The sequence below is a fragment of the Autumnicola aciditolerans genome (genome assembly GCF_041679265.1).
In the GTDB taxonomy this organism is placed as follows: domain Bacteria; phylum Bacteroidota; class Bacteroidia; order Flavobacteriales; family Flavobacteriaceae; genus Autumnicola.
In genome coordinates this window covers 93,656-106,643 of record NZ_JBGFSM010000003.1, presented here as the reverse complement: position 1 = coordinate 106,643, position 12,988 = coordinate 93,656, and the positions used below count along the sequence as shown (strand labels likewise).

The 12,988-nt window shown below is 37.9% G+C and carries 17 protein-coding genes and 1 pseudogene; 11 read left to right on the top strand and 7 right to left on the bottom strand.

Features of this window, described 5'->3' with window-relative positions:
- Window positions 1–753 carry a hypothetical protein gene (locus AB8M93_RS03860; protein WP_128766691.1) on the top strand — a complete coding sequence of 251 codons (753 nt, stop codon included), beginning with the start codon at window positions 1–3 and terminating at the stop codon, window positions 751–753.
- Entirely contained in the window at window positions 737–1,399 is a 663-nt protein-coding gene (locus tag AB8M93_RS03855) for an ATPase (protein WP_128766692.1), read from the top strand. Before AB8M93_RS03860 ends, AB8M93_RS03855 begins: the two co-directional genes overlap by 17 nt.
- A 96-nt stretch (window positions 1,400–1,495) precedes the next feature.
- On the opposite strand, the gene AB8M93_RS03850 is transcribed toward AB8M93_RS03855, so the two are convergent.
- Window positions 1,496–2,137, bottom strand: coding sequence for an N-acetylmuramoyl-L-alanine amidase family protein (locus AB8M93_RS03850; RefSeq protein ID WP_128766693.1), 642 nt, complete (start codon window positions 2,135–2,137; stop codon window positions 1,496–1,498).
- 189 nt (window positions 2,138–2,326) lie between these two features.
- Between AB8M93_RS03850 and AB8M93_RS03845 the strand changes: the two genes are divergently transcribed.
- Genes AB8M93_RS03845 through AB8M93_RS03805 form a run of 9 tightly spaced genes read left to right on the top strand, consistent with a single transcriptional unit; the run spans window position 2,327 to window position 9,519 of the window.
- Window positions 2,327–2,614, top strand: coding sequence for a hypothetical protein (locus tag AB8M93_RS03845; RefSeq protein ID WP_008610937.1), 288 nt, complete (start codon window positions 2,327–2,329; stop codon window positions 2,612–2,614).
- Between the two features lie 2 nt (window positions 2,615–2,616).
- Window positions 2,617–2,901, top strand: coding sequence for a hypothetical protein (locus tag AB8M93_RS03840; RefSeq protein ID WP_128766694.1), 285 nt, complete (start codon window positions 2,617–2,619; stop codon window positions 2,899–2,901).
- The gene (locus AB8M93_RS03835) at window positions 2,888–5,290 is read left to right on the top strand and encodes a TraG family conjugative transposon ATPase (protein WP_373056288.1); all 2,403 of its coding nucleotides are present in this window, start codon (window positions 2,888–2,890) and stop codon (window positions 5,288–5,290) included. The genes AB8M93_RS03840 and AB8M93_RS03835 overlap by 14 nt, the downstream gene beginning before the upstream one ends.
- A 4-nt stretch (window positions 5,291–5,294) precedes the next feature.
- The gene (locus tag AB8M93_RS03830) at window positions 5,295–5,870 is read left to right on the top strand and encodes a conjugal transfer protein (RefSeq protein ID WP_128766696.1); all 576 of its coding nucleotides are present in this window, start codon (window positions 5,295–5,297) and stop codon (window positions 5,868–5,870) included.
- 2 nt (window positions 5,871–5,872) lie between these two features.
- The gene (locus AB8M93_RS03825; protein WP_128766697.1) at window positions 5,873–6,715 is read left to right on the top strand and encodes a hypothetical protein; all 843 of its coding nucleotides are present in this window, start codon (window positions 5,873–5,875) and stop codon (window positions 6,713–6,715) included.
- Window positions 6,716–6,735: 20 nt separating this feature from the next.
- Window positions 6,736–7,350 carry a conjugal transfer protein TraK gene (locus AB8M93_RS03820; protein ID WP_128766698.1) on the top strand — a complete coding sequence of 205 codons (615 nt, stop codon included), beginning with the start codon at window positions 6,736–6,738 and terminating at the stop codon, window positions 7,348–7,350.
- A 33-nt stretch (window positions 7,351–7,383) separates the two neighbouring features.
- A complete protein-coding gene (gene traM / locus AB8M93_RS03815; RefSeq protein WP_128766699.1) occupies window positions 7,384–8,313 on the top strand; it encodes a conjugative transposon protein TraM in 930 nt (309 codons plus the stop codon).
- Window positions 8,310–9,140, top strand: coding sequence for a DUF4138 domain-containing protein (locus AB8M93_RS03810; protein ID WP_128766700.1), 831 nt, complete (start codon window positions 8,310–8,312; stop codon window positions 9,138–9,140). Before traM ends, AB8M93_RS03810 begins: the two co-directional genes overlap by 4 nt.
- Window positions 9,141–9,147: 7 nt before the next feature.
- A complete protein-coding gene (locus AB8M93_RS03805; protein ID WP_128766701.1) occupies window positions 9,148–9,519 on the top strand; it encodes a hypothetical protein in 372 nt (123 codons plus the stop codon).
- A 22-nt stretch (window positions 9,520–9,541) separates the two neighbouring features.
- On the opposite strand, the gene AB8M93_RS03800 is transcribed toward AB8M93_RS03805, so the two are convergent.
- The 6 genes and pseudogenes from AB8M93_RS03800 to AB8M93_RS03775 form a co-directional block, all read right to left on the bottom strand.
- Complete coding sequence (locus AB8M93_RS03800) at window positions 9,542–10,294, bottom strand: DJ-1/PfpI family protein (protein ID WP_128766702.1); 753 nt, start codon at window positions 10,292–10,294, stop codon at window positions 9,542–9,544.
- Between the two features lie 27 nt (window positions 10,295–10,321).
- Window positions 10,322–10,426 (bottom strand): hypothetical protein, encoded by a 105-nt coding sequence (locus AB8M93_RS03795; RefSeq protein WP_373056472.1) that lies wholly within the window; start codon window positions 10,424–10,426, stop codon window positions 10,322–10,324.
- Between the two features lie 152 nt (window positions 10,427–10,578).
- On the bottom strand, window positions 10,579–11,034 hold the full coding sequence (tnpA, locus tag AB8M93_RS03790; RefSeq protein ID WP_128766703.1) for an IS200/IS605 family transposase: 456 nt from the start codon (window positions 11,032–11,034) through the stop codon (window positions 10,579–10,581).
- 62 nt (window positions 11,035–11,096) lie between these two features.
- Window positions 11,097–11,305: pseudogene (locus AB8M93_RS03785) on the bottom strand (transcriptional regulator); the annotation flags it as partial.
- Between the two features lie 39 nt (window positions 11,306–11,344).
- The gene (locus AB8M93_RS03780) at window positions 11,345–12,133 is read right to left on the bottom strand and encodes a nucleotidyl transferase AbiEii/AbiGii toxin family protein (protein WP_128766704.1); all 789 of its coding nucleotides are present in this window, start codon (window positions 12,131–12,133) and stop codon (window positions 11,345–11,347) included.
- Window positions 12,130–12,918: a type IV toxin-antitoxin system AbiEi family antitoxin domain-containing protein gene (locus tag AB8M93_RS03775; RefSeq protein WP_128766705.1), complete on the bottom strand. Its 789-nt coding sequence runs from the start codon at window positions 12,916–12,918 to the stop codon at window positions 12,130–12,132. Before AB8M93_RS03775 ends, AB8M93_RS03780 begins: the two co-directional genes overlap by 4 nt.
- Window positions 12,919–12,988 lie beyond the last annotated feature (70 nt).

Here is a 12,988-nt window from a genome sequence, read left to right as displayed (position 1 = left end):
ATGAATTATATAAAGCTCCTCAACGCGGCTTTTGAAAGATTCTTCTTCGACGACCGCCTCAATCCAACGCACATAAGTCTTTATATGGCCTTGTTCCAGGAATGGAACAGCAGCCGCTTTGCCGATGAGTTTTTTGTGAACCGGCGCGAGCTGATGCGCGTGGCCAAAATAGGTTCTAAATCTACATACCATCGGTGCGTGACCGATCTCGATTCGTGGGATTATCTATCCTATTTTCCATCCAATAATCCATATAAAGGCAGTAAGATCAAGATGGCCATTATCGGGACAAGTGATGAACCGGATATGGGACAGTACAATCCCGAATTGGAACAGCTTGCGGAACGGTACCATCCCATATGTGAACCGGTAGTGTACCAGCACCATCCCACTAATGGACAAGCCGTGTACCCGCACCGTCCCGTGAGTGGACAAGCATTGGTATCTAATATAAACAATACCAAACAAGTAAACATTAATAAACAACCAAAGGGCAGGCAGGTCGTTTTAGATTTTTTTATTGAAAAAAGTTTTTCTGCTGATGAAGGAAAAAAATTCTTTGCACATTATGAAGCAAATGATTGGAAGACTAGCGATGGGAAAGCCATACGGGATTGGCAGGCTTTAGCCGTGAATTGGATGGATAGAACCGAATTATTTGCCAAAGAAAACAAACCAAACAAAAAGGGAGCGTCCCAAAATCGGGACAACCTGCGAACCACTAAAACCAAGGATTATGGACAACCCCTCTAAAATAACCGAAGGCGGCGTGGAATATTCGCTGGGAAAATTTGATGGGAAAAGCGTACTCTACGATTTTCCAAAAATCTTGATTTACCTCAATGCCAAAGGCAAACTCTTGTTCGGCGAAAAGTTTCGGATTTATGATGAGGATAGGGATATATTAAGAAAACTCTGCTCTTATTTCATCAAGGATAAAGACAATTGCAAAACCTATGGAATCGACATTGATAAGGGGATTTTACTTTCTGGACCAGTGGGTTGCGGAAAAACAAGCCTAATGAAATTGTTACGTCATTTGGTTCCGTTGCAACGTCCTTACGAAATGATTCCCTGCCGGAATGTAACCTTCAGTTTTAACCATTTAGGTTTTAAAACTGTTGAAGAATATGGCAATACAAAATTTTACTGTTTTGACGATCTGGGCGTGGAACCTGCCGGAAGGTTTTACGGCAAGGATCTCAATGTGATGGGCGAAGTCCTTTTATCGCGGTATGAACTTTACCTCCAAACCAAGCATAAAATCAAGACCCACGCCACCACGAACCTGAATGCGGAAGAACTGGAAGAACGCTATGGCAACCGCGTTCGTAGCCGGATGCGGGAATTGTTTAATTTGATTGCATTTAATAAGGCGGCTGGGGATAAGAGGAAGTAGGTTAATTTCTGAAAGATTTATATAACAAAATCACTTCTGAAATAAATTGCGCTATAATGTCCTTCAAGCTCTTTGTTAACTCTAAAAAAATATCTTTCATAATTTTAATGGTTCTTGAATGAATAATAATATCGATAGTGCTATGCGATCAATATTGTTGTTATCTGAAATATAGGTGCCTTCATCTATATTGCTCAAAAAACCCAATTCCAACAGCACAGAAGGGCAATGACCAACTGTTTCCTGTAGCACCTGAAAGTTAGCAAACTTCAGGCCTCTACTTTTATACCCAATTGTTTTGCAAAGTACTCGTTCAATTTGATAGCCTATAAAAACAGATGCTTTAGAGAATTTCTCTTGTTTTCTTGAAGCATAGACCTCTATCCCTCTTGCATTGGGATTGTCTGAGTGATTACTATGTAAAGACACAAATAAATCAGCATCTAAAGCTTTTGCCAGCTTGGTTCTATCAGATAGTGAAATGAGCGTATCACTATACCTGGTCAAATAAATATCGAGTGGTTTTTCCAAGTCGTTATTTAACCTTAAAATCTCATTTGCAATAGACAAAACCACATCCTTTTCTTGGATGCCATTTATGCCAATTGCACCAGCATCTTTTCCACCGTGTCCAACGTCAATCACAATTCGTTTTTGAGCACTCGTTTCTTGTCCAAAAATGAAGCACATTTTGAAGAGTAAAATCACAAAACTGACGTTTTTGAGCAGATTTTTCATTTTCAATTTTCAGGTTATCAACAAGTTCCCTTCAAAAATCCATAGGATTTGATGCCAAATAATAACAACGGAATTCAAACAATATCAAATAATATTTTATTCACAAATATTTGATTTTCAGTTATTTATATTCAAATATATGTAAATTTCCAATAACGAAAATGAACCAAAAATTTAATCCGTTCCGTTATGAAAAAATCACACTATTTAGCATCCATTCTTTCGCTCTTATCCACTTCGCTTTTTGCTCAAATTGGTGGCATCGAAGATTCCGTTAACGATGTAGGCGATACCATCAGAACCATATTTCCAATTTTATTAGGTGTCATCTTCTTGGTTGGCTTCCTTTTTAATGCAGGACACTTCTTTGGTGAAAATGCAGACCTGAAAAAAGGTATCACACGCGTACTTGTATTTGTACTCATAGCAGGTGCCGTCGTAGGCATATTTACTTATCTCATAGGAATTGTTGTATAACAATGAAGAAGTTCGAGGTCTATAGAAACATTAGAAAACGGGCAGTCATTTTTGGGCTGCCCATTTCCCTGTTTGCCCTAATGATGGTTTCCATTTTGGCTTCGCTATTAATCATCATCTTCTCTTTCAGCTTTGGGATAATCATTGGTGTACTGGTATTCAACGCTTCCCTATATGTGGCTTTGACAAGAATAACCCACAATCCACAGCTATTTCAAATGGCAAAAGCCTTTCCGCAAATCATTAGTAACAAAAGAATTTCTGGCTTCGATTATGAACAAGATTAACCTTTCGGCATATCAACCCATTGTAGATATTCAGGACAATATCGTATTTGCCAATAATGGCAATGTTATTCTGTGCTACAAAGGTAATCTACCAGAAATCTATTCCTTATCTGAAAAGGATTTTGAGGATATGCACGGTGCTTGGTTTCAGGCATTAAAGTCATTGCCAGTTGGCACTGTAGTTCATAAACAGGATATCTATCTCAAGAAATCATATACTTCAGAACAACTTCCGAATACAACTTTTTTGGAAAAGGCTACCCACGAACATTTTAAAGGTCGTGGACATATCGAGCACAGCTGCTATTTGTTTTTCATCCTGACCAAGAATAAGGCTCTAAACAATCCTAAATATGTCAACCCATTCAGAAAAATTTCAAAGGGAATCGTACAGGAACTGGATGACAATATTAAGAATTTCGCCAACTCGGTAAGTGATTCAGTTTCCTTCATCAACAATAGCCGAAAGATGGATTTTGTTTCGCTTAAAGCGGGCGACATTCAGCAAATGACAAACAATTACTTCAACGGTTTTAATGAAGGCTATGATACCGATATTTTACTGGACAAAAAAAGCGTCAATATTGGCGAAAACCATTTTGATGCCCTGGCCATCAACAGCGAACTGTGCTTTGGCGAAAGTGTACAGAGTAGCAAAACCAATGAGAAATTCACTTCTGACGATTTTGTGTTTCATCAAGGTTTTATTGATGGTCTAGGGCTTACGCTTAACGAAAACCATATTGTCAATCAAATTCTCTATTTAGATGACAAACAAAAGTGGCGAAAGTTGCTCGATAAGAAGGTTGAAGAGCTCAACAAGAGTTCAAATTTCGGTTCGCAGAACAAAGTGGTTCTTGGCAAAATCCAGCACATCCTTGACCAAATCAATGCCGATGATAATGCCCGGATTATTCGTGGGCATTTGAATATTGTCTATTGGGCAAAGGAAGCCAAAGAGCTTGATAAAATTACCTCAAAAATCAAGACAGAATTTAAGGAATTGGATATCATCCCGTATTACCCAAGAGGCGAAGAACGTAAAAATTACCTCCTAAATAGTTACTGCTGTTTCTCTTCCAATTTTTCAAACAACGATTTATATGTGACGGATTTAAAGCACGCGCTTTGCTTGTTCATAAACAACACGAATTATAAATCGGATGCCACCGGAATCATCTTTAACGACCGCGAACATAATATTCCTGTTCTCAAAGATGTCTGGGATGAACGCAAGAAGCGCATTAAGGCAAGAAACTTTGCCATTTTCGCACCAACAGGCGAAGGAAAGTCCTTTCTCGCCAATAACATCTTACGTCAATATTTTGAAAGTGGTATTCGCTTGGTCATCATTGATTTAGGTGGTTCATACACCAAATTCGCTAAACTCTATCCCGAAAAATATACCGTGCTTCGTTACGAAAGTGGAAAGAACTTGGGCATCAATCCTTTTTATATAAGTGATGTAAACGACCTTACACCCGAACGATTGGAAGACTTATCAGTTTTCTTATTTGAACTTTTTGCTTCAGATTTAAAAGTTACCAAAGCACAATCAGTATCGGTTAAAAAGATTCTGCGCCATTATTACGATAGCACTTCAGAAAATCACTCATTGGATGGTTTTTACAGTTTTATAGAAAGGAATCAGAAAGACCTGCTGAATACCCTAAAAATCCATCCCGACTACTTCAATGTTACCGGCTTTTTGCACGTAATGTCCGAATATGTCGGCGATGGTCTATATAGTTTCCTGTTTGAAGTGAGCGAAGACCAAACTTATAAAATCGAAGATAAGCGATTGATTGTTTTTGAACTGGATGAAGTCAAGGATAACAAGGAAATCCTGTCCGTAATGTTAAAGCTCATTAAGTCAGCTATCCAAAGAACTATTTGGAAAAATAGAGCTGAAAAAGGAATCATCCTTTTTGATGAGTTTGCCAAGCAATTGAAGTTTGAAAATGTATTGGAAAGTGTAGAATTCTACTATCAAGCTATCCGTAAACAAAACGGTGCGATTGGGATTATTCTACAATCCATCAACCAGCTTCCGAACAATTCGACTTCAGCAAGTATTCTTGAAAATACCCAAGTCATTTATAGCCTAAACAATGAAAAAGGCTATGACGAATTGGTCAAACGTCTCAACCTATCGAGCCACGACCTGAACCAATTAAAATCCATTAAAAACAATCTATCCGGTCAACGCAAGTACACCGAGATGTTTATCAAGATAGGTAGGGAAAGTAACATCTTCCGGCTTGAAGTTCCGAAGCAAGTCTATGCAGCTTACTTGACCGATGGACAGGAAAATGAGGAAATAATGAAGCTCTACAACGAGCATCAGGATATGCAAAAAGCAATAATTCAATTCACATCTAAAACATAATATTATGAAGACAAAAATCTTAATTATCGCAACGGCATTCATCTTTTTATTGCCCGCACGCGCTGCGTGTCAGGGAATGCCCACTTATGACAATACCAATTTTATCAGCTTGGTAAAACAACTGATAGAATCGGGTAAACAGACAGCTCAGATGATTAAGTCTGTAAAATTCTTAAAAGATGCAAAAGAGAGCATTGAGAAAGTATCAAGCGTGGTACAACAACTCAGAGCGGTTCAGGAAATTGGACAAAACAATCAGCGCCTTATCAACGTAATGCAAAATGATTTACAGGATATTCTTAACTCGTCCTACATCAAACCAGATGAAGTTAGCAGGGTCGTGGAATCGTTCGATGCCATAGTTCAAAACTCTTTGGACACGGTAGATTTTATTGATGAAATCTTATCCAGCGATTACCTAAAAATGAGCGATGCGGAACGTGCTGAAATTCTAAAGGCAAAAGAGCTGGAATCAAAACAAATGGTTTCCACCATCACAACAAAAACAAAACGCTATCGCGACATTATTTCCTTCAGAAAAATGCAGGATAAAGTCAATAACCGAGAAACTGAATACTAAAAATGACCGCGACCATTCTCTTAGGAATCGGGCTGGAATATATCGATACCGTCTTCCAGACCATACAGGCCAGCGACTTTTCGCAATACACCATTGCCGGAATGAAGACGCTCGCTGTTCTGTTCTTTTTGGTCAACATTCTTAAAAAGTACAACGAAGGCGTTGCAGATAAGGACGGTTACACTTGGGGATTGAGTCCTGGTGAACTGGTCAAGAATTTTGCCATCGTCATTTTGGTCATTTTCTCAACACAGGTCTTAGGCTTTTTCGATGGCATTTTAGTCGCTATTGAAGGGCAATATCGAGGTACAGCACCAGCATTATTGCCTTTGCAAATGCAGGATATTCCTTTAGAGGAAGATGTAAGTCTCTTTGATGCCGCGAGTTCCGCAATGACACTATTATATGAAGCCTTGGTTACACCATTGTACGGTTTTAAGATATTGGCTTTCATACTGAGCACCATACTTTGGATACTGGATCTATTCATCTATCCGCTATTCTTGGCAGAACGATTCTTCCTTTTAGGCATAATGCAAGCATTTTTTCCTCTGGTTATTAGTCTTGCCGTATTTGAAAAGTTCCGTTCGCTCGCTTACACGTTCTTCAAATTATATGCAGCCGTGTATATGCTCGTGCCAGCGTTCTTTTTGGTCAATGTATTTATCAATTCCATTTATACGGAAATCAACACCAATTTTTGGGTCAACCTTTTTGGAACCGATACAGGTCAAGGCTTTTTTGCGCCTGTTGTTCAGTTAGGTTCGGTTGGATTTATCGTTTTCTTGAAATTCAAACTGTATAAGCGTGCCACGTCATTCACTCTCAGACTATTTACTGCATAAGGCAGGTTAAAAACAAAAATATGAAAACACCATATAAGAATATTTACAACGTCCTAAAACTGAATCGATTTATCGTTTTGGCGGTTGTTGTCTGTGCGTTGCTTTCCAGCACATTTTCAGTTTGGATGGTATTCAACACCAATCAAAAAGCGCTCAATAGTGCCTTTGCCATTAATACAGATGGCAGTATCATTCCGCTGAAGCTCGTGACCCAAAAGGAAAATTTTCGGGTTGAAGCTTTAGCACATTTGGATCTGTTCCATAACTACTTCTATAACATCGATGCCAGCAATTACGAACGCAACTTGGAAAAGGCGTTGTGGTTGGGCAATAGTTCCGTGGACAATCTCTACCGCCAGAAAAAGGCTGATGGTGTTTACAACAGGTTGCTTCAATATTCATTGGTTCAAAAAGTATTGAGCATCGATTCAAGAATATCTGAAAATGATGGCGCTAACAGTTTTACGACGACAACGATTTTTGAAATCAATAGAGGTTCAATCATCGACACCTATGAATTGGTTTCCACCGGAAACTTGATTATGGTTGACCGAAACTTCCCGAACAATCCGCACGGATTATTGATTACCAACTATTTCGAGAACACTTTAAAAAAACTGAACGATGAAAGTTGAAAGCCGATAATCGGCACTTAAAAACTCACTCTTATGAAAGTAGAAAAAAACAAGATAGTATTTGCAGCGGTATTGGCCGTGATTTTCATATTCCTGATTTCCTATTCTGTAATGGTAATGGGCGATGATAAAAGTGAAACTGAAAACCTTAAACAGACCTTAGTGCCAGATTTGGAAGAGGACCAAAAAGAGTACGATTCCAAACTGGATGCAATTAACGACTTGAAAAAAGTTAGGGAAAATAATGCGCCAAGCATATACGATGAAAAACTAATTGATTCCTTGGGATTTTATGACCCAGATTTACCGGAACGCGAAAAAGAACGTATCGTAGATAGCATCTATGAGGTAAGCAAGATTCAGTATTCAGAAAAGCGATACCAAAATTTGGGACAGAAAAGAACTGTTCGCAAAGTAGTTTCAAAAATTGATTCTGCTGAAGTAAAAAGAGAACAAAAAATTGAAGCGAAAGAATTGGGCTTGGAACATCAATTGTTTTTTGCTGCTTCCCCCAAACCCAATGAAATTTCAACCATAGGGAATACAGATGAAACTATTTACGTGGTAGTAGATGGCGACCAAGTTGTAAAAGCAAATACCAGATTGCGAATGCGCTTGACTAAAGCGGCTACCATCAATGGTAAAAAAATGTCTAAGAACACACCTGTCTTTGGATTTATAAGCTTTCAGACTAATCGGGCTTTAATTGAAATTGAAAACATAAAGCATCATCCTACCAAACTCAAAGCTTTTGATTTATCTGATGGTAGTGAAGGTATTTATGTGCAAAACAATTTTCGGGCAGAAGCGACCACCGAAGTCCTGGACGATATTATTGGCGACATCAACATACCTACTGTTCCGCAAGTAGGTGGTATTACAAAGGTGCTAAGACGAAGCAACCGTAATGTAAAAGTTATGGTATTAAATAATTATAGATTAATTCTAAAACCTAAACTATGAGAACATTTACTCTAATACTGACGGTGTTAATTTCCGCTTTCACAAAAGCGCAAACAACAAACGCACTCGATACTATTTATGCCAACGACACCAAAAATGTAGCGTTGTTTTTTCCAGAACCTATTCGCCAAGGCATAACCGGTTCAGATAATTTTGTATTTACCTACAACCGTGAAAAAGAGCAGTATTTTGGCTTGCTTCAAGCCAAACCTGGGAAAGAAAGCAATCTTCTGATAGTCAATAGAGATGGTGCGATTTTTTCGTATATTGTAAGATATAAAACGCAGCTATCAAAATTCAATTATTTTATTCCGAAGTCAAGTAGTATCGGGAATGAAAGACCAATATTGAATGATTCTATTTCGGTTGTTACTGCTGAAAGCAATGTTGATAACAGGAATTATTATTACCAGAAATTCAGTTCCTATCTTCTTGAAAGAAAGCAGCGTGTAGGTAGGATTAAAAAGCGAACCGAAGGTATAGTTTTGAGCGTTGAGAACATTGTTTTTGATACGGAAGAACTTTACTTTGTCATCCAGATTAAGAATAATTCTACGTTGGATTATGATTTAAATTTCTTAAAACTCTCGGTTGAAACAAGACAGAAGGGGAAAAAGAAATCGTTACAGCGACTGTATCAAGAACCGATTTTTAAACATAATCTGCCTTCTAAAATCACAGAAAATGAAACGGTACGGTTTGTATATGTACTGCCAAAGTTTTCATTGTCCAATGATCGCAGAGCAATTTTGGAACTACACGAAAAAGATGGTGAACGTAATATTGAACTGAAACTATCACATAGATATATTAATAACCCAAATTAATACTGTTATGAAAAAAATTGTTGTTTTCTCGCTCGCATTACTGTTTCTATCTTGTGCTGATTCCGAAACTAAAATCTCGGGACCAAGCACCACAGCCCAAATTGTTATTGAAAGCTTTTATGAAAAAGACGAAGAAACTTTAAAGGCGAATTCCACACCGGAAGGCTATGCCAATTATATGAACATCATAAATATGTTCAATGCGACCAAAAAGAAGGACTCAGATTTTAAGGTGTTACAGGACACGATAATGGGCGACGTGGCTTGGGTAAAATATACCACAGCTTATGATAAAACGCCTGGTGTTTTTAAACTGGTCAAACGGGACGGCAAATGGCTGGCTACCGCAAGAGGTTCAAAGGATAAAGCACCGTTTTAAAACTACTGTTTAAATACTAACATTATTCCTTCCAGTTTTGAAGTCTATCGAGGTACAAGTAACTTTCAACAAACTTTCTATGCTCAGTACTTGCCATTATTTCGACCAATTCCAATGCAGGAATGTAGCTTGCTAAATTCCCGTTTGAAGAAAGGAACTTACCGTCTTTAATATACGTTACTAAACTATCGTTCTGAACTTTCAAGTTCGGGTAGTCCTTTTGCAACTGTTCGCCACCACCAATCCACGTTACAATTTTATGACCGTCTGCAATCCCAGATTTTCCAATTAATTGTGCACCAGCGCAATTGCTCACGGTATATTCTGTTTCCTTATTTTTTTCCTTAATAAAATTTACGATTTTCTCATTGTGGACTTGTGCATACATATCGTAAGCACTCGGAACGAAAAGGGCTGTTAGCTTTGGGCAATCATCGAATGTGTAATCAGGAACAAATCGCATTCCTTCTTCCGTGGTAATTGGATTTTCGGTTTCTGCTATGGTAACGACGTTAAAAAGTTGCCTTCCATCTTCCGTAGGTTTTGTAAAAACATCAGATGTTGCGATGACTTCACTTTGTAAAACACCGTTATACATCAAAAGCCCGATTGTGGGCAATTCCGATTTGAAGGGCTTCAAGTGTTTGGTAAGTGTGTCAGATTTCTTTTCGGTAGCAGTGAATTCTGGATTTTCTACTTTTGAGTTTGATTTGTCTGTATTGCAACCCATTAGCACAATTGTACAAATCAATACTAATATTCTAAAATCTTTCATATATTTTTCATTTTTGATAATTTTATTTCAATAACCTCTTGTGCCACCTATACGCTCTATCAAACTGGCATCCTTCAAATTGTTTAGATGCTTCTGAATCGCAGATTCGTTTATTTGTAAAACCTCGGCAATTCCTGAACGGCTTATTCGATTATCTGAAGCAATTAAAACTTCCTTTTTTTCTATGAGTCAATTAATATCGTCAATTGTGGTATCATTTTGACCACCTTTTAGACCACCCAATGAACTACCTCGATGCAAGCATACGAGGTATCGGAAAAAAATCAGAACAGTGTCAATTGTTTTACCTTGTGTAACACATCATAATCTTTTTCCATTCCTTGAGCACGAACATATTTGGATATGGTACTTTCATCTCTAAATTTACTTACCGTGTTCACAAAATATCCACTCGACCAAAAAGCTCCTCCCCATAAAACTTTCTTAACCTCGGGATGTCTTTGAAAAATCTCTCTTGCAGTGATGCTCTTCAAAATCTTAACAATTTGAGTCGGACTTTTCATCGGAACAGACTGAAGCAAAAAATGAACGTGATCTTTGTCTGTTCCAATCTCTAAAAAATGAACCTCATAGCGCTTTTCTATATCCATACATATTTTCACCAACGTCTGATCAACATTCTTATCAAAAACTACTCTACGATATTTTGCAGGATATACAAAATGATAAAGCAACACCGAAACATTATGCGATTTGTGTATATATTTGCTATCTGACATAAGCAAATATATTACTTACGCTGCAAGCAGCGGGGAATTAAACCCTAAGAGATTAAACCACCTATCTGATCACCTTCTTCTACAGTAGTTTCTTTAGCCGTAAAAGTCATTCTAAGGAAGTTATCTGAAAAGCCAAAGCTCTCTTTGCCATAGTGTTCAACATAAGAGGGATTCCAGAGCCCAATTGTTCCACCAGTTCCAAATCCTTGAAAATTCGCATCAGTCCTTTGTTACGAGGAACTGAAAAGCCCTCGAAAAATTCTTTCTTGCTCCGCAAGGTGTGAGGAAAAAACGGCTTTTTTATATTTAATCACATTCTTGAAATAACCATTTCTTTCAACCATCGGAAAGCCGCTTTTTGATCGTATTTGACTTCCGGCCGTAACAAACCTTCCATATCGCCCTCAAAAGCTGCATCGTTTTCCTTGGCTTCTATATTTTGAAGGAACTCTTTTTGAGAAGGAACTTTGCCAACGGAAAATTCCATATAAACCTTAAAGCACTTGATAATTTCATCAATATCGAGTTTCATATTTCGCCTGGAATAATCCAGATCAAAAAGATCCCGTCCTTTACTGCGCTGATATAGTGCCCTTAGTTTTGTTCCTAAAAGTTCATTGATTTTATATGTTTTAATATCCGCCCTTCCCGAAAACCAGGGATTGACCATATCAAAAGGGAATTCCATCCACTTTAGCACCTTAAAATGTTCTTTGCAGTTGATCTCTAACTTGAGCCGGCGACGCTCATTTTCATATTCCGATGTAAAACGGTACAGTACTTTTGCTCCGTGTCCGCGCACCTGTGTGCGCCTATCTTCTTCAAAAAACGTGATCACTTCACCTATACGCTTCATAATAGGTTTTATAGGACCTTCCTTAATTTGAACAAGATCGATATCCTCGGAATATCTGGGTGCAGGGTTCAGATACAGTTTATGCAAAGCGGTGCCGCCCCGGAACGCAAGCTTTTCCCTTAGAAAATCATCTGAAAAAATTGCTACCAATGCGCGGCTAATAATCAAATCCTGTTCAACCTGTGCAAATTCTTTCCAAGGTGCATATTCCCGCCATTGTGCTATATAGGGTTTTGAAATCATAGGTCAGTTTCTAATCTTAGGTTGACATCCACTTTCCATTTATTATCTACCGAACCTGGTCGTTGTTGTATAGTTGGCTTTAATAAAACCGGATGTATTTTTTGTTTTTCCAAATGTTGAAAAATCAAATTTGAAAAACGGTTCTCTTGATCTATTTGATCCAATAAAAATCCCAGTCGCTGAAGTGTTGCCTTATTGCCATACCAACTCAATAAATCTTCAAGGTCTTTTTGTGTAACTTCTTCCAACAATTCTTCAATGGTAGATAGCATTCGATTAAGCCCCCCTAATTTATTTTGATAATGTATCAAATCTGCCAAGGTCAAAGCCGGACTGGAAATATGATAAGTTCCGGCATCCGATTTTTTGGGAAGTATATTTTTTTCCGGCCAAGCAGAGGTAGTCAAAAAACGGATATCAATAGCCGATTTTTTAATATCCAAAAGTTTGGGAGTTGATGTCATTACATAATCGCGCTGGATTTGTTGATGGCTTGCACCATATACTTTTGCCGCGCTGTAAAACCCCAAATAATAATTACGCCCCAAATACTCAAAAAGTTTCTCGATATACAGGTCAATGGGAAGTTTTCCAAAACTGGAATATCTGGGGGTGAGTATAAGATAAAAACCCTTTCTTAAGTTGAGGACTTTGTTTTTTTCAATCAGATGCGCCAGTTCCTGCCAAATTGCATTTTTGCTTTTGGTGGTCTGTTCCATCAGTTCATCAAGGGAAAAAGAATATTCTTCAATCGATAATAATTTATCAATGCATTCCGCAACCATAGCTTTAGTATTTATTAGAGCAATATATGTTTTTTAGGCATAAAACTAAAATAAATACTATGATATTTAA